The 21,789-nt window shown below is 42.2% G+C and carries 17 protein-coding genes; 11 read left to right on the top strand and 6 right to left on the bottom strand.

Annotated elements, in window-relative coordinates; translation table 11 throughout:
• Positions 1-17: 17 nt before the first annotated feature.
• The 5 genes from PHE37_RS11300 to murJ form a co-directional block, all read right to left on the bottom strand.
• Positions 18-1,076, bottom strand: coding sequence for a quinone-dependent dihydroorotate dehydrogenase (locus PHE37_RS11300; protein ID WP_299995602.1), 1,059 nt, complete (start codon positions 1,074-1,076; stop codon positions 18-20).
• A gap of 63 nt (positions 1,077-1,139) precedes the next feature.
• Positions 1,140-2,240, bottom strand: a complete 1,101-nt coding sequence (locus PHE37_RS11295) for a glycosyltransferase family 9 protein (RefSeq protein WP_299995601.1) — start codon at positions 2,238-2,240, stop codon at positions 1,140-1,142.
• 10 nt (positions 2,241-2,250) lie between these two features.
• A complete protein-coding gene (locus PHE37_RS11290) occupies positions 2,251-3,963 on the bottom strand; it encodes an ABC transporter transmembrane domain-containing protein (protein ID WP_299995600.1) in 1,713 nt (570 codons plus the stop codon).
• Complete coding sequence (gene cysS / locus PHE37_RS11285) at positions 3,960-5,357, bottom strand: cysteine--tRNA ligase (protein WP_300008638.1); 1,398 nt, start codon at positions 5,355-5,357, stop codon at positions 3,960-3,962. The genes PHE37_RS11290 and cysS overlap by 4 nt, the downstream gene beginning before the upstream one ends.
• A 13-nt stretch (positions 5,358-5,370) precedes the next feature.
• Positions 5,371-6,774 (bottom strand): murein biosynthesis integral membrane protein MurJ, encoded by a 1,404-nt coding sequence (gene murJ, locus PHE37_RS11280; protein WP_299993786.1) that lies wholly within the window; start codon positions 6,772-6,774, stop codon positions 5,371-5,373.
• A gap of 84 nt (positions 6,775-6,858) precedes the next feature.
• On the opposite strand from murJ, the gene PHE37_RS11275 reads away from it, so the two are divergent.
• The 6 genes from PHE37_RS11275 (at position 6,859) to PHE37_RS11250 (ending at position 13,176) form a co-directional block, all read left to right on the top strand.
• The gene (locus PHE37_RS11275; RefSeq protein WP_299993785.1) at positions 6,859-8,757 is read left to right on the top strand and encodes a flagellar assembly protein A; all 1,899 of its coding nucleotides are present in this window, start codon (positions 6,859-6,861) and stop codon (positions 8,755-8,757) included.
• A complete protein-coding gene (gene ruvA / locus PHE37_RS11270; protein ID WP_299993784.1) occupies positions 8,757-9,320 on the top strand; it encodes a Holliday junction branch migration protein RuvA in 564 nt (187 codons plus the stop codon). The genes PHE37_RS11275 and ruvA overlap by 1 nt, the downstream gene beginning before the upstream one ends.
• A gap of 16 nt (positions 9,321-9,336) precedes the next feature.
• Entirely contained in the window at positions 9,337-10,374 is a 1,038-nt protein-coding gene (locus tag PHE37_RS11265; RefSeq protein WP_299993783.1) for a D-alanine--D-alanine ligase, read from the top strand.
• Positions 10,375-10,376: 2 nt separating this feature from the next.
• On the top strand, positions 10,377-11,120 hold the full coding sequence (locus tag PHE37_RS11260) for an alpha/beta hydrolase (RefSeq protein WP_299993782.1): 744 nt from the start codon (positions 10,377-10,379) through the stop codon (positions 11,118-11,120).
• Positions 11,120-12,562 (top strand): UDP-N-acetylmuramoyl-tripeptide--D-alanyl-D-alanine ligase, encoded by a 1,443-nt coding sequence (gene murF, locus PHE37_RS11255; RefSeq protein WP_299993781.1) that lies wholly within the window; start codon positions 11,120-11,122, stop codon positions 12,560-12,562. The genes PHE37_RS11260 and murF overlap by 1 nt, the downstream gene beginning before the upstream one ends.
• 122 nt (positions 12,563-12,684) lie before the next feature.
• Positions 12,685-13,176, top strand: coding sequence for an HIT domain-containing protein (locus PHE37_RS11250; protein ID WP_299993780.1), 492 nt, complete (start codon positions 12,685-12,687; stop codon positions 13,174-13,176).
• A gap of 35 nt (positions 13,177-13,211) precedes the next feature.
• Here PHE37_RS11250 and PHE37_RS11245 read toward each other — a convergent pair whose 3' ends face one another.
• Positions 13,212-13,856, bottom strand: a complete 645-nt coding sequence (locus tag PHE37_RS11245; protein ID WP_299993779.1) for an OmpA family protein — start codon at positions 13,854-13,856, stop codon at positions 13,212-13,214.
• A 172-nt stretch (positions 13,857-14,028) separates the two neighbouring features.
• On the opposite strand from PHE37_RS11245, the gene PHE37_RS11240 reads away from it, so the two are divergent.
• The 5 genes from PHE37_RS11240 to PHE37_RS11220 all read left to right on the top strand — a co-directional run.
• Entirely contained in the window at positions 14,029-15,501 is a 1,473-nt protein-coding gene (locus PHE37_RS11240) for a TolC family outer membrane protein (RefSeq protein ID WP_299993778.1), read from the top strand.
• A gap of 20 nt (positions 15,502-15,521) precedes the next feature.
• Positions 15,522-17,699: a type I secretion system permease/ATPase gene (locus tag PHE37_RS11235; RefSeq protein ID WP_299993777.1), complete on the top strand. Its 2,178-nt coding sequence runs from the start codon at positions 15,522-15,524 to the stop codon at positions 17,697-17,699.
• A complete protein-coding gene (locus PHE37_RS11230) occupies positions 17,696-19,030 on the top strand; it encodes an HlyD family type I secretion periplasmic adaptor subunit (protein ID WP_299993776.1) in 1,335 nt (444 codons plus the stop codon). The genes PHE37_RS11235 and PHE37_RS11230 overlap by 4 nt, the downstream gene beginning before the upstream one ends.
• The gene (locus PHE37_RS11225) at positions 19,031-19,621 is read left to right on the top strand and encodes a LuxR C-terminal-related transcriptional regulator (RefSeq protein WP_299993775.1); all 591 of its coding nucleotides are present in this window, start codon (positions 19,031-19,033) and stop codon (positions 19,619-19,621) included. It abuts the gene before it with no gap.
• Positions 19,622-19,716: 95 nt separating this feature from the next.
• Positions 19,717-21,789, top strand: a 2,073-nt coding sequence (locus PHE37_RS11220; protein WP_300008636.1) for an Ig-like domain-containing protein, incomplete at its 3' end; no start/stop codon positions are given.

The raw sequence follows: 21,789 nt of genomic DNA, 5'->3' as shown, positions 1-21,789 counted from the left end.
TGTTGCGATGAAGAGTTTCATCGTCGATCTGCACCGATTGCTTCGGTGATGGAACTGTAGCCGTCTTGGGCGATCAAATCAATCAAACCGCTGTTGATCTCTTCGATCACCTCGGGTCCTTTGAAAATCAGTGAGGTATAGAGCTGAACCAATGACGCACCGGCGCGTATACGGCGATAGGCTTCCTCAGGTGTGCTGATACCGCCTACGCTGATAAGGGTTGTTTTTCCGAACAGTTCACGTGCGATGGCATCAAAAATATAGAAACTGCGTTCACGGAGTACTTCACCGCTAAGTCCGCCCATCTCTTCTGGTTCACTGACAAGGGAGTAATCGATTGTGGTGTTGGTGGCAATAATTCCGTCCGCACCGCTCATTACGGCATGGGCACACAGTTCAACGGCTTGGTCTTCAGACATATCCGGAGCGATTTTGAGCAAAATAGGTTTCGACGTAATTGCTTTGGCTTCACTGAAAAGCTGTGTGATAAAGGCTTCGTTTTGCAAATCTCTCAGACCGGGAGTATTCGGAGAGGAGATGTTGATGACCATATAATCGGCGTATTCGTGGAGCGCTTTGATCAGATTCGTATAGTCTTTGATCGCATTGGCATCTGAGGTGATTTTGTTTTTTCCGATATTCACACCGATGGGGGTGCTGAAAGGGTAAATGTTTTTGAGACGGTGAGAGATACGAAACAGACCGTCGTTGTTAAAACCCATAGCGTTTTGAAGGGTCTCTTCTTCGATATGGCGCCATAGTCGGGGACGGGGATTTCCTTCCTGAGGTTTCGGTGTCAGTGTTCCGATCTCGCTAAATCCGAATCCGAGTGCCATAACTCCTTGAAACATTGTTGCATTTTTGTCAAATCCGGCCGCCAGCCCCACAGGGTTTAGGAAGGTACGTCCGAAAAGCTCTTGCGTAAGCGAAGGGTGTGTAATGAAATGTTTGGCCATCCAACCGTTGAACAGAGGGGGACAATAGCTTGCACTTCGAAGCAGTGTCTCGGCAAGGGTATGAGCACTTTCAGGCTGAAGTTTAAAAAGCCAGGGTTTTAAAGATTCGTAATCAAACATGGTGACCCGCCTCGTCATGGTAAAAGTTGTCGCGATTATACTCAAAAAAGGTTGAATACTTTGTTAATCAAGCGAGCCTTGAGACGCAGGAGGGAGAGATTGAAGGTGTTGAGTGATTTGTGTTGCGATCATTTCCGGGGTAAACCCTTGGAGAGAAAGTGAACGGTCATTTAATCCTAATGTTCCATACAGTGTCGGGGCGCTGGCTTTAAACAGTGCGAGGGTAGGAACTCCTGACGCGCTGGCCAAATGCATTGGCCCCGTGTCACCGCAAATAAAAGCGTCCATTTGTGAGAGAATTGAGCCTAACAATCGGAGATTGGACTCCATAAGCGTATAGAAGTCATCCTCCAACTTTTCTTTGACATCGGGAGAGAGGATATCTACAAATAAGGCATTCGGATTGAGTTGTTTCATGTGGAGATACCACTCTTTCCACCAACTGTTTTCAATTTTCTTTTCAAAACGGGCATCACGGAAAATACCGATAATTTTTTCTTTGCTTCCCCAAGTATATCCTTGGAGCGAGAGCCGTTTTTTGAGTTCTTCAAGCCCTTGATTTTTCTCTTCTTGACTCAGGGCGATATCCATTTTTTGAGGGAAATCGTTTGCATTATTTCCAAATGCCTGCATCAACAACAGAGGTTTTAACGCTTCATGGACTGACCCGGAAGGGGGATTGACGACATGGGTCAAAGGGGTCCAGTTTCCCGGTACGTCAAATCCGAGTTTGTATATGCCTCGAGCCAAAAAAGCAGCCCCGCGGTCACTGGCCGAACCGCTGTTTAGATTCAGAACGAGATCATATTCCGTGGCACGGAGCTGTTGGATATAGCGATACAAATGCAACGGATTTTTCAGAAGACGCCGTGGCAGATCAAATACGTTTTCGACTGCTGAACTTTTTAGGAGAGAGGATGGATATTTTGCTCCGATCAAAACATCGATTTTAGCATAGGGAAAACGGTGTTCAAGCGCGCGGAGCAGCGGAGTCGTAAAGAGGATATTTCCTATACGGTAATTGATTCGGATCACCAATATGCGTCGGATCGATTCGGTCGGTATGGTTTCATGTTTGGCATGAGAAGGGAAAAAGAGAGCCAAAAGAGCATTCAGGGCATTTTTGATTTTTTGCCGAATGCGTGAATGGAGCGGTAATCCCATATAGAGTCCTTTAACTTTCTGTGAGTGTTTGGCTGAGACGCTGATACTCTTCGGAAGAGTTCAACAGATCCTGATGTGACCCCTCCGCCACAATTTTTCCGGCTTTGAATACCAGTATCCGATCGGCATCTTGAACGGTGCTGAGCCGGTGGGCGATAAGGATGGTAATTTTGTCTTTTGTATAGTCTTTAAGGGTATTTTGGATTTTACGTTCCGTCTCATTGTCGAGGGCACTGGTCGCTTCGTCCAAAATGAGAAGAGACGCATGTTTATAGATTGCTCTGGCAATTGCAATCCGCTGTCTTTGACCGCCTGAGAGATTGGCGCCGAACTCCTGCATCACTGTGTAAATCCCATCAGGCAGCGATTGAGCAAATTCCAACGCATCTGCCATGGCAAGCGCTTCTTTGACACGTGCTTCATCGATGGTATCGCCGTATGCTACATTGGCTGCCAGAGTATCTTGGAAGATATAGACTCGCTGTGAGACAAAAGCGATTTGGGATCGGAGCGATTGCTGCGTATACTCTTTCAGGTTATGTCCGTTAATGGAGATAGTTCCGGATATCGGATCGTAAAAACGGAGAAGTAGATTGACAAATGAACTTTTCCCCCCTCCGCTTTGCCCTACCAAGGCTATCGTCTCTCCGGCTTTAATATCGATGCTGATAGCGTCTAAGGCTGTTTTATCTTCAAATTTGAGCGTTACCTGATCAAATTGAATCCGTTTTACAGCATCCTTTAATGCCAATTGCCCATCCGTAATCTGGTTTTGAATATCGAAAATATGAAATACCCGTTCGCTTGCGGCTTGGGCATCTTGCACTCTTCCCAGGATATTGCTGGCCCCTTTAAGCGGTTGAAATACTAAACCAAGAGCCGTTAAAAAAGCGGTGAATTCACCAACGGTCATTGCACCGGAGTAAACCTGCTTTCCCCCTATAAAGATAACTGCTGCCAGTCCGACTGCCGCGATAATCTCCATCATCGGAGAGATCAATTCACTGGTATAGGAAGATTTCATATTGAGTTTGAAAAAATGTTCATTCTCACTCTGAAAACGTTTCAATTCGTAGTGCTCAGTCGCATTGGATTTGATGATTTCGGAATTGTTGAACACTTCGGTTAAACGGGTAACCATATCGGCATTTTTCTCTTGGGATCTGTGGGCAAGACGTTTGAGCCGTTTAGTAATTTGGAGCAATGGAACAATGACGGCAGGCATAACGATCAATGCCCAGAATGCAAGAGTGGGGTTAAGATAGATGATGTATCCGACGAGGGATACAACCGTCAGACTTTCTCGTATGAGCTCAGGCATCATCGAAGAGACGAAGTACTGGATTCTATTGATATCGTTGGTGATCCGAGAGATGAGTTCGCCGCTGCGGTTCATATAGAGAAATTGCATGTCCATATTGACCATTTTAGCCAGCATCTCTTCCCGGATTGTAGAAACGATATGCAGGCCGATGTAGGTATTGAAAACCGATTGGATGTAACGTCCCGCCGCTTTGATAACGTAAATGCCGATCAGAAGCATAGGAATAATGTAGAGCATTCGGGCTTCTTTTTTGATAAACATATTGTCCATCAACGGTTTCATAATATGTGCGGTAGCCGCCGTTGCACTGACGGTCAGAATGATTCCGATGAAAACCATCAAAAATTGGAGTTTATATTTGCGGATATAGGGCCAGAACCGTTTATAGCTCTCTTTCATTCACGAATCTCCCACACCGTTCCCGCAGGAGTGTCCATAATAGAGACGCCGAGTGCGGTGAGCTCATCACGCAGGGTATCGGATAAGCCGAAATCTTTGTTCTTTTTGGCTTCGCTCCGTTGGGAGATAAGCTCGTTGATTTTTTCTTTAGCCTCTTCATCCAAGCCGAATTGAAAATACTCGAAGGGATTTTGGCCTCCGAATCCTAAAATCTCTTCGACCGCGGCGAGTGATGAGAGTAGATTTTGTCGGTAATTTTTATCTTTAGGGTTGGCATCAAGCGCTTCATTTGCCTGAGAAATCAGTTCATCGATCAGGGCATAGGCACGGGAAACATTCAGATCATCTCCCAACGCTTCGAGTAACGCTTTTTTGAAATCGGTTTCGATCACAGAAGCGGAAAGGCCGAAAAGGCGTTTTTTCAGACGGTATAAGCGGTCGAGTCGCCGTTTGGAAGCGATCAAATCTTCTTCGTTAAAATTGAAATCTCCACGATAATGGGTACTGAGGAGGTAAAACCGAAGTACCTCTCCGTCATAGGCTTTCAGCGCATCTTTGAGGAAAAAACTGTTTCCCAAGCTTTTGGACATCTTTTCGCCGCCAATGGTGACAAATCCGTTATGCATCCAATACGCGGCCAATTCATGATTGCTTGAACAGCGGGTTTGTGCCGCTTCGTTTTCATGATGGGGAAAGAGCAGATCGGCCCCGCCGCCGTGAATGTCTACGGCATATTTTCCCTCCCCTTGGCGGACGTAGCGTTCGATCATTGCGGAGCATTCCAGATGCCATCCCGGCCGTCCGCGTCCAAAAGGGGAATCGAATGCGACACCATCATCGTGCACAGCTTTCCAGAGGGCAAAGTCAGCTTCATCTTTTTTTTCACCCACTTTTTCAACCCGGCTGACATTTTCCATACTCTGGCGACCGCTGAGACTGAGATAGTTTTTATCGCTGGCAGTATCGAAATAAATATCGCCGTTTGAAATCGTGTAGGCATGATGTTTGTCGAGTAGTTTTTGGATCATTTCCACCATCGCGTCGATGGATTCGGTGGCTTTAGGTTCCAGTGTCGGAGGACGTACTCCGATTGCTGCCATATCACGGTGATAGGCAGCACTGTAGCGCTCAGCTATTTCAGTCGTTGTAAGACCTGATTCACGCGCTTTATTGATGATTTTATCATCGATATCGGTGATGTTTCGGGCAAAAAGAACATCATATCCTTCCGCTTCCAAGACGCGTGTGAGTAGATCAAATACCAGTGCACTTTTCGCATGCCCTAAATGAGCATCGTCATACACCGTAGGACCGCAGACATAGAGGGAAACTTTTCCCTCTATCAGCGATTCAAATTTGGATTTTGTTTTTTTCACACTGTCATAAATATACATAGTACTCCGCTCTTTATCGTATCAAGTTTATCAAAAATTGATTTAAAATATAAAATAATCCCCCAAACATTGTCATACCGACGATGAAGTAAAGGGTATTTTTCGTTTTCAAAATATCAAATAATATGCTCCAGCCCACTTCCCGCATCGTGAGAATCATTTGTACCGCACCGCCGATACTCCCCGCCAATGCCAGCCCTGCGGCTCCGAGCGGCTTCATAAGAATAAGGGAAAAAATGATGTTGACGATGAGCGATGAGGCCGCAATCTTAGCCGCTTTCACGTGTTTGTGCATCGCATAAAGGTACAATGAAAACAGTTTTGCCAATCCAAACGGAATCAGTCCTACCATGTACATCATCAAGACATCTGCTGTGTTATGGGTGTCTTGAATGGTGAAATGACCCCGTTCAAACAAAAGCCAGACTATCGGTTCGGATAAGAGCACTCCTCCTAAAACAGAAAGACCTAACAATACACTCAGTAGCCAAAACGATTTATTGAGGTTTTTATAGGCGAGTGTATGGTTCTCATTTTTGATCGCTTTTGCGATGCCGGGGAATAATGCGGTTGTGATAGCCAAAGCGATAATGGCAAAAGGAAGTTGAAAAATCCGGTTGGCATAAAAGAGGTAGGAGACCGAACCTGCGGCTAAAAAGGAAGCCAGACTTGTATCGATAAACGAAGCGATTTGTGCAGTCGAATTACCTAGAACCGAGGGAAAAAAGAGGCCGCTGAATTTGGATTCTTCGGCTTTGACATCTTTGGAGCGGCGATATTTCCATCCTCCGATGAGGAGTTTCATAAGTCCTTGCTGACGCATCGTATACAGATGGGTCGCAACTTGAAGCAACCCTCCTGCAAGAATTGAAAAACTGAGTGCATAAACGACGGTTCTCGGATCACTGTGTTGAAACAGCATTAGTGAAGTAATCATAGCAATATTGAGCCATACTGTTGAAAAAGCGGTTGTAAAAAAATGCTCTTTATGTTGCAGAAGTGTCCCTAAAAACGTAACAATAAAAATAAGGTCGAGATACCAAAAATTGATGGTTGTCAGGGGGGCAGTTTTAGAGATGAGGTCCGCATCCCAATCCCATGCCAATAGCTTGGTAAAAAATTCAGGGAATAGGGTTACTATGAGGGAAAAAGCTATAATAAATGTCATGAATCGAATAAAAATAGCAACGGCAAAAACACTTTTTTGCCTAGAAGCAATATAAGAGGGCATAAAGCTTTGGGTAAATGAACCTTCGGCAAAAATACGCCGAAAAAGATTCGGAAATTTGAAGGCCATAAAAAAAACATCACTCCATACACTGGCACCTAAAACGGACGTCATTAAAATGTCCCGAATAAGTCCGCTGACACGGGAAATCAGGATGCCAAAGGAATTGGAAAAAATAGATTTGAACATGCTTTATTGTATGCCTAAATTAAGTTTTACGAAATTTTAACCGATAAGTGATTAAAATAGGGCCACTGATGCAAAGGATCAAACATGGGGCTGTTTACCAAAGAGGGCGAACACGAAGAAAGTGCGGTGCATATAAAGCCGATCATTGTCCGTACGTCTAATGTTGCCAAAGAGCTTTTACAAGCTGCCCTCAATTTTAAAGTCTCTGTCCATACTTTGGACTTCAATCTTCTTGAAACTCAGACCTTTAGTAAAAAAGTGGCGGACGGACCGGCTGAAGACTGGGTTGAACTCTCCTACCATGAACTGAAAGAGTTAAAAGAGGATTTCTTTTTAAATCCGAATATAGAACTTAAACAGGTGCATGAAATCGAAATTTTTTCGATATTAGAGCCGACATTGCTAGATAAAATAGATATGTCCATTGGAGGGAACCCGTCCCTGTGTAAGATCTATTTGACGATTAAAGCGGGGAGTACTGCGACCTATTACGATCAATTTCAAGAAGACTTCATCCGACTGGTCAATAAGAAAAAACTGCGTGCGAACATGATGATCGGATTGTTTGATTCGATGATGCTCCAAAATCTCGGAGAACTTTTAGCTAAAATCAGGGTTTTGGGCGTATATCATTTTGAAGCGCAGGAACGTTATGTAATAGGACAAAGCTATGAGCCGGTGGAGACGGTTGATGATAAATTGATCCTCCATTATGAAACAAAGCGGAAAAATCAGGATGAACACGGGCGGATTGATTATGCCAAACGGGGCTATGTTATCAGTGCCGTTGAAAATGAATTATTAATTGAGTACATCAAGCCGAAAATGGGAGAGAGCGGACGCAATTGTCGAGGAGAATTTATAACTCCGAAACCCCCTGTCATTAAAAATGAGCCGACTTTTTCCGTAGGGGAGAAAATCGCTGTGATCGATACTTCGAACAGTATCGAATATCGGGCTAAAGTAGGAGGATACGTCACCTTTGAAGGTGGAATATACGATATTAGAACCGAAGTAGATGTACAAGAGATCAGTTTTAGAACAACCGGTTCGATCGATACCCAGTTGGATGCGGATGTATTTCTCAACGTAATCCAAAAAGATCCCCTCCAAGATGCAATCGGTACAGGTATGGAAGTCACGGTAAATGTCATCAATATTGTGGGAAATATCGGCGCGAACGCCAACGTTACGGCAAAAAAAGCGACTGTTGAAGGACAGGTTCATCAAAGTGCGACAATTACTGCCGATGAATTGAACATTGATATCCATAAGGGGATGGCATATGGCAAGGTCGTTAATATAAAACGATTGGAACACGGTATTGTCGAAGCCGAAAAAGTGTTTATTACTCAGGCGACCGGGGGGCAAATCCGGGCTAAAGAGATTACGATCGAAATCTTGAGTTCAAATGTAAAAATGACTGCATCGCATAAAATTGAGATTAAAAATCTTCAGGGGGGCGAAAATCTGTTTGTAATTGACCCGTTGCTCAATGAATCCGTCGACAACCTCTCCGATCAGTCGAAAAAAATGGAACAAACAAAAAATTCGATGAAAGAGATTCAAAAAGAGCTTGCAGGGTATGAGCGAACATGGCAGGAAAATATACCAGTTATGGAAGATCTCAAACGAAAATTGCTCCATTACAAAAAAAACGGGATAAAAATGCCTGCTGCATTTGTTGAAAAATATCAGCAGCATCAACAGTTTAAAGAGAAGCTCGAAGAACTTCGTAATGAACTGAAAACAAAAGAAGATCAATATGCGTGGCTGAGAGAAAAACATACGGCACTTCAAAGCGAAATATTTGAGGCTCGTATCATCAATCACGATCGATGGAAAAATCATAATGAAATTATTTTCAAACTGATTGATCCGCCTATTGAGATTTTATATATCCCAGCCCACAATTCAGAAGAAAATATTTTGGGATTGGTCGAAAACGATAACGGAGAATTTTTTATAAAGGTAGTGAGTTAATGATTGTCGGTCTTGAAGGAATTATCGAATACAAAGAGCCGTCATTGGTCCATTTGAATGTAAATAATATAATTTATGAAGTTTTTATCTCACTGCATACATACAGTGCAATCAGTTCAGAAAAAGTACGATTGCATACCCATCATGTAATTCGCGAAGATGCTCAACAACTCTACGGATTTACCCAAAAAAGTGAAAAAATTCTTTTTGAAGGGATGCTAAAAATAAACGGAATCGGTCCTAAAGCAGCATTGGCAATTTGCTCGACCTTTACGCCGGAGCAGTTTGCGGGTATTATTTCATCTAAAGATATCAATGCTCTTAAAAAAGTTCCGGGGATCGGACCCAAAAGTGCAGGTCGGATTATGGTCGAATTAGCCGGATTTGATGCGGTACTGCTCGGATCAGGTGCGACTGTGACAACGGCAACGACAGAAGCATCTATGGCATTGGAATCGCTCGGATTCAAAAAAGAGCAGATCGCCAAAGCCCTTAGTGCTTCCAGTGCAACTGACACGGCAACGTTGGTTAAAGAAGCATTGAAACAACTTCAAAAACTTTAAAAAGCAAGGAAAACAAGTGAAATTAGCCATTTTATTCGGCGGAGCCAGTTATGAACACGAAATCAGCATCGTCAGTGCGATTACGGTCAAAGAAAAATTAAGCCGTTTTGATCTGAGCTTTATTTTTTGCGATCAGGATCACAAATTTTACATGATTGATGCGGCTAAAATGAAAGCGATCACGTTTTCACGCGGTGAGCACCGTAAAATGCCGCAACTGTTTCTTACTAACGGCGGATTTGAACAGCGCGGAATGTTTGGGTCGAAAAAGTATGAGATGCCGATTCTCAATTTGATCCATGGCGGTGACGGTGAAGACGGGACAATGGCTGCAATGCTTGATTTCTTTCATATCCCCTTTATCGGTCCGCGGAAAGAAGCGTCCATGCTCAGTTTTGACAAGCACTATACCAAATGGTTTGCAGCTTCACTCGGTGTAAAAACCTTGCCATACGAGATCATTTGTAAGGAAGATAAAAGAGAGATTGCAACTGCGTATCCGTTTATCATCAAACCTGCCCGTTTGGGGAGCTCTATCGGTGTGAGTATCGTACGTGAGGCGAGCGAGCTTGATTATGCGTTGGATGTTGCGTTTGAATTTGATGATGTTGTGTTGATCGAGCCGTTTATGGCCGGTGTTAAAGAGTACAATTTGGCAGGATTCAGTGCTCGCGGCGAGATGACTTACTCCATCGTTGAAGAACCGCAAAAAGCCGAATTTTTGGATTTTGAAAAAAAATACCTTGATTTTTCCCGTTCGGGCAACGTTGCCGAAGCAGCGGTAAGTGATACCTTGGTAGCTCAATTGCGCGATGCGTTTAAAGCAATCTATTCGCCGTTATTTGAAGGGGCTATCATCCGTTGCGATTTCTTCGAAATCGAAGGGGAAGTGTATCTTAACGAAGTCAATCCGATTCCAGGATCGATGGCAAATTATCTTTTTGAAGATTTTAGCGGTTCGGTTCAAAAGCTCCTCGGAGCATTGCCTGACAAAAAAGCGATCCGGGTTAATTACGATTACATTCATTCTATTTCTCAGGCCAAAGGGAAATAAGCGTGGCAGTTAAAACGGTTCAATACAAACAGCATACGTTCTCGATCAGCTATGAGATACTCAATCCGAGTGCGCATTACGATATCATTTTTCTCCATGGATGGGGATCTCATAAAAATTTGATGAAACATGCGTTTGGGCAGTATCTTCACCAGTTCCGCCATATTTATATTGATATGCCCGGATTTGGTAACAGTACCTGCAATATGACCCTTACAACGGAAGATTACGCCAATATATTAGAGTCTTTTATCTCCCAGATTGATGCAAGCAAGGCGATTATTTTAGGACATTCGTTCGGGGGAAAAGTCGCGACTCTTTTAAACCCTGAACTCTTGGTCTTGGTCGGTTCGGCGGGGATTTTGGTTCCAAAGCCGTTTAAAATACGGGCTAAAATTTTTCTCTTCAAATTACTGAAATTTACAGGGCTTACATCACTGCGACGCTTTTTTATTGCGCCGGATGCACAGGGGCTGAGTGAGCCGATGTATGAGACGTTCAAACAGGTTGTAAATGAAGATTTCACCGAAAAATTCCGTAGCTATAAAGGCAAAGCCTTATTGTGTTTCGGTGCTCAGGATACGGCAACACCCCTATGGACGGCACATACCATAGCCGAACTGATAGGTGACTCCCGTGTCGTTGAGTTTGAGGGCGATCACTATTTCTTTTTAGAGCAGGGTAGCACCGTTGCCAAAGAAATCGAAAATACGGTTTTAAAAAACTTAGAACATAAGGGACAATAATGGATTATGGACAAATGTTTGCCTTTATAACAAATATCATTTTTGTTATGACATTGGGGTGGTATTTGATTACCAATCTTCAATGGTACGATTACCGTATTGAGCGTGTAGTCCTGCGCCATCATAAAACGTGGTGGCATGTTGTCTACTTCATTATTCCGTTTATCTCCTATTACGTTCTGGGTGATTACTTTTGGATTGTTTTCTATTTGGTCATTATTCCGGCTATGCTGATGTGGCATCTGAAACTGGATAAAAAGCTGGTAATGACATGGCGTGTAAAACGATTTTTGATCCTTCTTTTTTCCGTTACCCTTTTGTTGAATTTCCTTTTAGCCCTAAAAGAAGCGAGTCAAACGTACAGCGTTTTCTTCCCGCTCGTGATCGCCTATCTCGGTTCATGGGGAACTGAGAAGTTTTTATTTGCAGCGTACAAACGCCAAGCAAAACAAAAAATTGCTTCGATGCAGGATTTAACGATCATTTGTGTCACAGGGAGTTACGGGAAAACCTCGATGAAAAATTTCATCGCACAGGTCTTAGGTCAAAAATTCAATGTGTATGCGACACCGCGAAGTGTCAATACTCTCGGAGGCATTATTCGGGATGTGAATGAATCGCTTCCGGCATATACTCAGGTCTATATCTGCGAAGCAGGTGCACGTGAAGTGGGAGACATTTATGCCATTGCCCAGCTGCTTCATCCTCAAATCGTAGTGGTCGGCAAAGTCGGTCCGCAGCATTTGGAATATTTCAAAACGTTAGAGCGGATTCAGCGGACGAAGCTTGAAATCATTCAGTCGAATCGTCTCAAACGGGCGTTTATCCACACTTCCGTGACGAATGAACCGCATGAAAAAGTGACTTTTTTCGGTGATGATATTCATAATTTGGTCGCGACGTTGGAGGGTATTGATTTTGATTTGAATGTAGAGGGTGAGGAACGCCATTTCCACACATCCGTATTGGGGGGATTCCAGACGATCAATATCAATGCGGCAATTTTGATTGCATCCGAAATGGGAATGAAGGGTGATGAGATCGTCTCTGCCGTAGAAAAGCTTAAGAGTGTCGAACACCGTTTGGAACGTATTGATGCAGGCGGGAAGATCATTTTGGATGATGGGTATAACGGTAATATTGACGGAATGCTGGAAGGGGTACGTTTGTGCTCACTGCATACAGGACGTAAAGTAATCGTTACTCCGGGACTCGTTGAGAGTACGGAAGAGCTTAACAGCGAGCTGATTAGCGCAATCAATAAAGTCTTTGATATCGCTATCATCACCGGATCATTGAATGCGGTCCAATTTGACAAAGAGTTAACGGTAGCGCAGAAAATTATGCTCTCCGATAAATCGCAAATGGTTAAAACTTTAGGGGAAGTGACACGTGCCGGCGATATTATCCTATTTGCCAACGATGCGCCTAACTTTATTTAGAACGCAAAATGAGCCAAGCCCATTTTGCTACGCTAACGCTGTGTTTTCCTCGGCGGAAAGCCCACGCACGCTTACATGCTATTTGTCGCGTTAAAGACTTATACTAAAAAGGAGCAAAGCCGATGGAAAATATTTTATATGCCCCTTGGCGAAATGATTACGTATCCGGCGAAAAAATAGATGGGTGTGTATTTTGCCACATCAGTAGCCATGCAGAGGATGACGCGTCACTGCATGTTCTTTACAGAGATGAACATTGTTTTATCGTAATGAACCGTTATCCCTATACTCCGGGGCATTTTATGATTATTCCCCACTACCATACCGATTCTCTCGAATCTCTCGACCCGAAAGTTTGGCTTCACATTAGCGCATTAGCCCAAAAAGGGGTGCATATGCTTAAAGAATCATTCGGTGCTCACGGCGTCAATTTAGGGATGAATTTAGGACGTGCCGGAGGTGCCGGAATCGCAGAACATATTCATCTGCATTTGGTTCCGCGCTGGGAACGCGATACAAATTTTATTACGTCCATTAGCGAAACACGGGTTTATTCGACCGATTTTGAAAAGATTTTTTTAAAACTTAAAGAAGCGTCTAAAAATTATTTTTAAATATGTATTTCAGCCCCTTTTACAGGGACTGGCTATTAATACAGTTTAACTTCAATTCGGCGGTTTTGTGCACGACCTGCTACAGTGGAATTGGTTGCAATAGGTTCTTTTTCACCTTTACCGAATGTTTTGATCCGCGTCGAATCAATACCGTTTTCATTTAATCGTTTACCTAACGATTGAGCACGTCTTTCTGAGAGTTTTTGATTGTATGCATCTGTTCCGACGGAATCAGTATGGCCGATGATGGTCACAGTTGCAGGAGGATTGTCTTTTAGAATTTTAGCCAATTTAGTGACATCATCATTTGATGAAGCTGGAATAATAGTGGAATCAAATGCGAAATTGATGTGCAACGTCACGCTCACTGGACAACCGTTTGGATCGACTTTATAGCCATGAGGTGTATCAGGACACTTATCCAATGAATCAACTACACCGTCTCCATCCGAATCTCCCTCGGCTTTTGCTACTACTCGAGGTGTTTCAGCGACAGGAACAGGCTTTTTTTCTGCACACGAAGCAGGATGTGTTGGTGCAAACTGGGTTTCTTGAACATTCATCGTTTGCGTATTTTTACCGTCAAAATATGAAACATTGGCTGGCTCACTCTGAGCATAACAATTAATACCTAAACCTAATACTAGCGCATATATCGCACTTTTTGTTACCTGTTTCATGTGCAATCCTTTTTTATTGTATTGTGTCGAATATTGTATCACAAGAATTTGTATTTCTACATCATTCAAATGGAAAATAATATCTTTAGTTAAATTTAAGAATTTTTTTGAGAAAACTACTGTACCATACTTACATGTTCAAAAATAAGTAAGTATGAAGGAGTTGACTAAAATGTGGTATCAAAAAATTCCATTTTCAAAAGCTGCCGTTACCTTTACATTGTCTGTGTGTGCCGCTTCAGCGTTGAATGCATTATCCCTACAAGAAGGAGTTGATGAAGCGCTCGCAACTCATCCTGTAGTGCAGGAACGTTTACATAATTATCGTGCGACGCTCGAGGATTTACGTACAACTGAAGCACAATATCTACCGACTTTAGATTATACTGGAACGATTTCACGAGATCGAACCGATTCACCAAATACTCGTGCGGTTGCTCCATTTGGAAGCCGATCGTTGACGAGTTATGAGCACTCTTTAATACTGACTCAAAACCTTTTTAATGGATTTGGGACACAATATGAAGTGGATATGAATAAAGCTCGTATTCTTGCAGCTGCAAATCATTATATTGAAAATGCAAATGATGTGGCATACAACTTTGTTTATATGTATATTACATCGCTTAAAAACCGTGATCTTCTCTGTATTGCCAAAGCGAATGTTGATTTTAACCAAGAAATTTATGATAAGGTCAATAAGCTCTATCAAGCAGGGTTGACGACCCGTTCGGAATCCGAAAAAGCTGATACATCACTTTCATTGGCGAAATCCAATTATGTTGTTGCACAAAATAATTTGGATGATTCACTTTTTAATCTTGAACGTGTTTTAGGCCGTCATGTAACGATAGAAGAACTGCAAGATGCACACTTTATGGGACAAATCCCTTCTACATTGGAGGAGATGAAAGAGTATGCACGTACCCATAATCCTTCGGTAATGGTGAATGAATATAATATTAAAGCAGCCAAAGCTCAAAAAGAAGCTTCGCAAAAAAATTATTACCCGAAAATTGACGCATTTGTCCGTCAAAGCTGGGCAAACGATGTAGGTGGAGTGGATGGAAAAGATGATCGATTTCGAGTCGGTTTAACTCTTTCGTATAATCTATACCACGGTGGTGCCGATGAATCGCAGATCCAAAAAAATCTTAGTAAAATCTATCAGGAAAGTGAAACAAAACGGGATACCATTCGTAAACTAGATGAACAAGGTGAGCTTTCATGGTCTGCAAAAACTCATTTAAAAGATCAACTTCAGCACTTAAAACGTTATGAAGCAACCAGTGCTAAAACGCTCGAACTTTATCAAAAAGAGTATGATTTGGGCCGTCGGACATTGCTTGATTTAATTGTTGCTCAAAATGATCATGTTGCGGCTGAATCTCAGATTGTACGAGCTGAAAATGATCTACTCTTTTCCTATTATCGAATATTGGATGCAATGGGGTCAATGGTACAGAATGTATTAGGGTCTAAAACGGAAGAGTATACGAATAAAGTGGGTTTAAAAGTATTGGACAATCGTCTTGATAATGATGGTCGTGTTGATACGCTTATATTTGCTGATCGTAAAAATGATCCATATACACGTGATGAGAACGGGGATGTGGCTGTTCTGCCATCTGTTGGAAGACAATAAATTTTTTGAAGGTTGCCTGAATGAGTGAGGAGTTTAAAACTCAAATTCCTGATCCGGAAGGGGCAGTCTTTGGGATTGATCCATTAGTCCAATGTTTGGTTTTGTTTACACAGCTGTATCATAAACCATTTACGGCTGAAGCATTAATGGCAGGTTTGCCTATTCCTCGCGGAGAGATGCTTCATCTTTACACCTTAAAATCGTCGAAGGGTCTTTTTGCTAGGGCTGCAAGCCGGGCAGGATTGAAAAGCACATTAGTAAAGCGGCGTCTTTCTGATATATCTGCTTTGCAGCTTCCGATGATTTTGCTATTGAAGAATTCAAATGCATGTATATTACATTCGATTTCTGATGATCAACAAACATATAAAGTTATCCTTCCGGCTGAAGAAGCGGTTGAAGAAATCATCACATATGATGCATTAGAAAAAGACTATACAGGCTACGCATTTTTAATAAAAAAACCATTTGTGTATGATGAACATGATTCTTTAACACTGAACGTTAAAAACAAGCACTGGTTTTGGGATACGATCAAGCTTTCTAAAGGTATTTATAGGGATGTAATTTATGCGACGGTATTGGTCAATTTATTTGTTCTTGCAAGTCCATTATTTACAATGAGTGTTTATAACCGAGTCATTCCCAATGATGCTACAGAGACTCTATGGGTTTTTGCCAGTGGTGTTTTTGTTGTCTACATTCTTGATACATTTTTGAAATTTACACGAGCTGTACTTTTAGAAAGTGCAGGCAAAAAAAGTGACATTATTATGTCTTCAATTATCTTTGAAAAAGTACTTGATTTAAAAATGGCTTCTCACCCTAAATCGGTAGGTTCATTTGCAAGTAATCTTAAAGATTTTGATATGATTCGCTCTTTTTTAACCAACGCAACTCTGACTGCATTGGTCGATTTCCCGTTTGCTATTCTTTTTTTATTGGTCATCGGATACATTGGAGGATGGATTGTTCTGATTCCCATAACAATGATGTTGCTGATCTTAATTTATGCTCTTTTCTTACGGATCCCTCTACGTGATAGTATCGAAGAAACACATAAGGCCTCTGCAGTAAAAAGTTCTATTTTAATTGAAGCGTTACAAAATATAGAAACATTAAAAACATTAGGTACAAGTGGACAGGTTCAATGGGCATGGGAAGAAGCAACAGGGGAGATAGCTCAAAAAAGTTTGAAATCACGTCTTCTTTCTACTTCTATTACGACAATAACCGGTTTTTTAATGCAACTCACGACTATAATAACTGTGATTGTTGGTGTTTATTTAATTGGTGCACATGAACTGTCGATGGGGGGATTGATCGCAGTGATTATTATTGCCTCACGCACAGTAGCTCCTATGGGGCAGGTAGCGGCACTAATTGCTAATTATTCCGATGCAAAAACGGCATACGATACGATTGATGGAATTATTTCTCAACCGTTGGAACGTCCTTATGGAAAAGTATTTATTACGCGCCAAGAACTTAAGGGTGAAATTCTTTTTACAGATGTAAGTTTTGCTTATGACAATTCGGAACATAATGCCTTGAAAGATGTCTCTTTTTCGATTAAACCGGGAGAGAAAGTAGGAATCATCGGGCGTAATGGCTCAGGGAAAAGCACACTCGCCAAACTGTTACTCAATCTTTATGAGCCGCAAAGTGGATCAATCTTAATGGATGGAATTGATATCAAACAGATAGACCCGGCAGATCTGCGTAAAAATATTTCGTATGTTGCACAGGATATTACACTTTTCAAAGGAAATGTTCGGGATAACATTGTGTATCGCAATACACGAGTAAGCGATGAACAGATGATTCGAGCATCAGTTATTTCGGGTGCTGATGAATTTATCCGAAAACATCCTCAAGGGTATGAAATGCCGATTGGAGAACGAGGGATGGGGCTTTCAGGCGGACAGCGCCAGAGTATTGGTATTGCGCGGGCACTTTTGTTTGAATCACCAATCGTTATCATGGATGAACCGAGTAATGCGATGGATCAGCTCAGCGAAAATCGTCTTCTCGCTAATTTGAAAACTTATTTATTGGATAAAACTGCAATTATCATTACACAAAAAAATACGGCTCTCTCTTTAGTCGATCGGATTATTGTGATGGAGAACGGGAAAATTTATATGGATGGGCCCAAAGATCAAGTTATAGCTAAACTTTCGGGAGGCAATATATGAGAGACGAAAATCATTCATTTGATTCCAACGACTTGACATTTATGAGAAGCCTCTCTACTGCAGTATTAGAGGATACTCCAAAACGGCTTCGTTTGGTCTTATTATTCTGGTTTGTCACAGTCATTTTTTTTCTCTTATGGGCTGCTTTTTCTCCAATAGATGAGATTGTCAGGGGCAATGGAAAAGTTATCCCAGGAGGGGACAATCAGATGATTCAGAATCTAGAAGGAGGGATAGTTAATTCCATTCTCATTAAAGAAGGGCAAAAAGTCAAAGAAGGTGATGTACTTTTGAAGGTAGATAATATTAAATCATCTTCAACATATGAGAGTTCACAATATAAATCAGCTGAATTGCGTGCCAAACTTGTCCGTCTCCGTGCAGAAGCAAATGGAGGGGCATTTTCACCGACAGCGGAGGATATGAAACAAATTCCAGCGCAGATTATGCAAGAGCGTAGTTTGTATCTTTCCAATCAGGAGAATCTTCGTTCACAAATCTCAGGACTTAATGATCAGTATGCTCAAATTCAGAATCAAAAAATACAAACGCAAGGGCGTATTGCTGAACAAAAGCGTTCTCTTGGTTTAATCAGGGAAGAAGTGGCGATTTCAGAGCCTATGGTGGCCCAAGGGATTAAACCGAAAGTGGAATTTTTGAAGCTTCAGCGTGAAATGAGTGATATTGCGGAGCGCTATAACGCTTCAATCGCTTCAATTCCCCAATTGAATGCACAGATGAACGAAATCAGTAGTAAAATCAGACAGGCACGTTCGGAATTTATGATGAAAGCGAAACAAGATCTCAATGAAGCTGAAACAGATTATCAACGTATAGGAGCTGAAAGTTCTGCATTGGCTGACCAGGTGACGAGAACAGTCGTTAAATCACCGATTAACGGGATTGTTCAAAAACTTTTTGTTAACACTGTCGGAGGCGTTATCAAACCGGGAGACGATCTGGTTGAAATTGTTCCGACAGAAGGAGGGATGTTGGCTGAAGTCAAGATTAAACCTTCGGATATCGCTTTTATTTATCCGGGTCAAGATGCGATTGTGAAAGTAACGGCTTATGATTTTTCAATTTACGGTTCTTTACGCGGTAAAGTTGTAACCATCAGTCCTGATACTGTAAGTGATAAAAATGATAATGTTTACTATGTGGTAAAAGTTCAAACGGATAAAAAATATCTTGGTACAAAAGAGAAGCCTCTTAAAATCATTCCGGGGATGACAGTCAATGTCGATATCGTTACCGGTAAGAAAAGTATTTTAGAGTACATACTCAGACCGCTATTAAAAGCCAAGGAATACACCTTTACGGAGCGATAAATGAAACTGTATCTCATATCGGATGATAGTAATATCAGAACACGTTTGTCTCGTATTTTCGCAGAGTGGAAACCTATGGTATTATCAAAATTAGAGCTTGATTTTGAGGAAAATTCAATGCTGATTGTGAGTGATAATCTACTGGACGAATTGAGTGATGTAGATCGCCAAAAAATTTTTGGATATCGTGTTATGGTTTTATCAATGGTGCCGGATTTCATCCATGCTCATCAGTATTTACAAATTGGAGCTATGGGGTACGGCAATGCAATGATGCATGAAACCCACTTGCACTCGGCGTATCAAGCATTAGAAGAGGGGAAAGTATGGCTACACCCTGATTTTATTTCTTATATGATTATGCAAATTCGCGACGCCAATGCTACGAAAGAACAATCATTTGTAATATTGGATGTTTTAAGTAAACGTGAACGTGAAGTGGCATTGATGTTGGGCAATGGTGCCACTCATCAAGAAATAGCCACAGCACTGGATATTACGACACGTACAGTAAAAGCACATGCAACTGCAATCTATCAAAAGCTTGATGTAAAAGATCGTTTGGCTTTATCAATTTTACTCCATACTTGATTTTTATTTGTAATTAGTACCTAAGTACAATAGTATTATTTTTCTAATCTCGTTACAATGTGTGATATAAAAAATCGCATTAGCAGGAGAATATCATGGCACGAGTTATCGGATATGTAAAATCGATTGAAAATGGGATCTTTTTCGCCAAAGACGAAAAAGGTAATATTCGTGAATTAAAAGCAGGTGAAGCGATTCAGGAAGGTGAAATCGTCTATGGTGCTTCTAATAATGCAGCCAATGCAGAAATCATCGTTGATGTGACTCTTGCCGGGGCAGGGGATATTGTCCTTGCGGGAAATGCGGCGCTTAGTTTTGAAACGTCATTGTTGCAAGGGTTGTTTACACATGAAGATGCGGTTGTTCATGTGAACTCGATGAAAGATGCTTTGGCATTGCAAGAAGCATATCATGCGGCCGGTGTTGACGCATGGACAGAAGGGTATAAGGCAACAGGGATAGAAGCCGGAGGAAATGAAGATGAAACCGCAGCCGGGGGTGCAACGACAGATGGGGAGTTGCCAACAAATGACGTATTTTACAGCCCGACAGGTGAAATTACCGATGTTACGACCGGTTTGCATCCAACAGCACCGGGTGTTTCTGCAATTACGTTAGAACAGCCGACAGTTATTTTAGAATCCAACAGCATTCCTACTGCAGAGTGGGTACTGGCTGTAGGGGAAGACGGTGTGGTAGATGAAGGTGCATTGCCAGGTGGTAATTTGGGTGGCACTCTTAGTACGGGCGGTACGTTAGATATTACAACAGGTGGTGACACAATCAATACAGTAGGTGGTGTTGTGATTAATGGTGTAGACGTGACGCATGGTGGTACTGTCCATGGCATTTATGGAGATTTGGTAATCTCGGTAAATGATGGCGTATATAGCTGGGTATATACCTTGAATGCAAATGCACCACACACAAATCCAAATCAAACGGGTGCGTCCGATCAGTTTCCGGAAGAGGCATTCTCATTGGTAGTCACTGATGATAATGGAGATAAAACTCCACCAGCGGATATGACAGTATTGATCAATGATGACGGCCCGATAGCGTATTTGGATACCAACAGTGTGACAGAAGGGGCGACATTGTCAGTGGCGGCTGCAAATGGTGTGTTGAACAATGACAGTGCCGGTGCGGATGGATTTGCAAGCAATGGTTCAGTTGTAGGTGTAGCAGCGGGCAGCAATACTGCAAATCCGGTAAGCGGCAATGTATCGACAGAGATCGAGGGGATATATGGTAGACTGACATTAAATGCAGATGGAAGTTATACCTATGTTTCAACAGCTAATAGTATTGGAGCTAATGCGGTTGATACCTTTGTTTACACTATGAAAGATGGTGAAGGTGACTTGTCGACGGCGACATTGACGATTGATGTCAACAATATCACTATGATTGCCAGTGGTGTTGATGCAGTGGTTAGTGAAGCAGGATTAGCGAGTGGCAGCGCTGCGGCAACAAACAGTGAAGTATTTAACGGTCTGGTTAGCACAACAGGCGGTACTGGCCCATATACCTATGAGCTTACGAGTGGTGCGCATGGAAATTACGGTAATATTGTTTTCAATAGTGATGGAAGCTATACCTATACGTTGGTTACGCCATATAGCACAAATCCGAGTGTCAATAATGGAATGAATACGGAAGATAATCGTGACAGTTTCACTTATAAAGCAATAGATGCAAACGGCAACACTACGACAGGTGTTATAAACGTGGATATTGTTGATGATGTACCAACAGCACGCGCTGACACGACTACCCAAAGTGTGGAAGATACTCCTGTTATTTATAATGTATTAGCCAATGATACTCAGGGAGCAGATGGAGCGACTGTAACAGCGGCCAGTATTCAACCGGGTCATGGGAGTGGGACAGTGAGCTTCTTGCCAAATGGGCAAGTCACGTATACTCCTGCACAGGGTGAAGAAGGGACAGTTCTCATTAATTATACAATTACAGATAAAGATGGTGATATTTCTGCGTCAACGTTGACTATCCAGTTGCAAAACGACAGTGTACCTACTGCTGGTATTACGTATGCAACGGTGGACGATGACGGTTTGGCAGCCGGAAATGCGGCGAGCACAACAGGAGATATCGATGCCAACGCGGGCGAGGTTCCGTTTTCAGCGTCTGAAGCGGTTTGGAAC

The sequence above is a fragment of the Sulfuricurvum sp. genome (genome assembly GCF_028681615.1).
Taxonomy (GTDB): Bacteria; Campylobacterota; Campylobacteria; order Campylobacterales; family Sulfurimonadaceae; genus Sulfuricurvum.
This window is presented reverse-complemented; position numbering and strand designations above follow the sequence as displayed.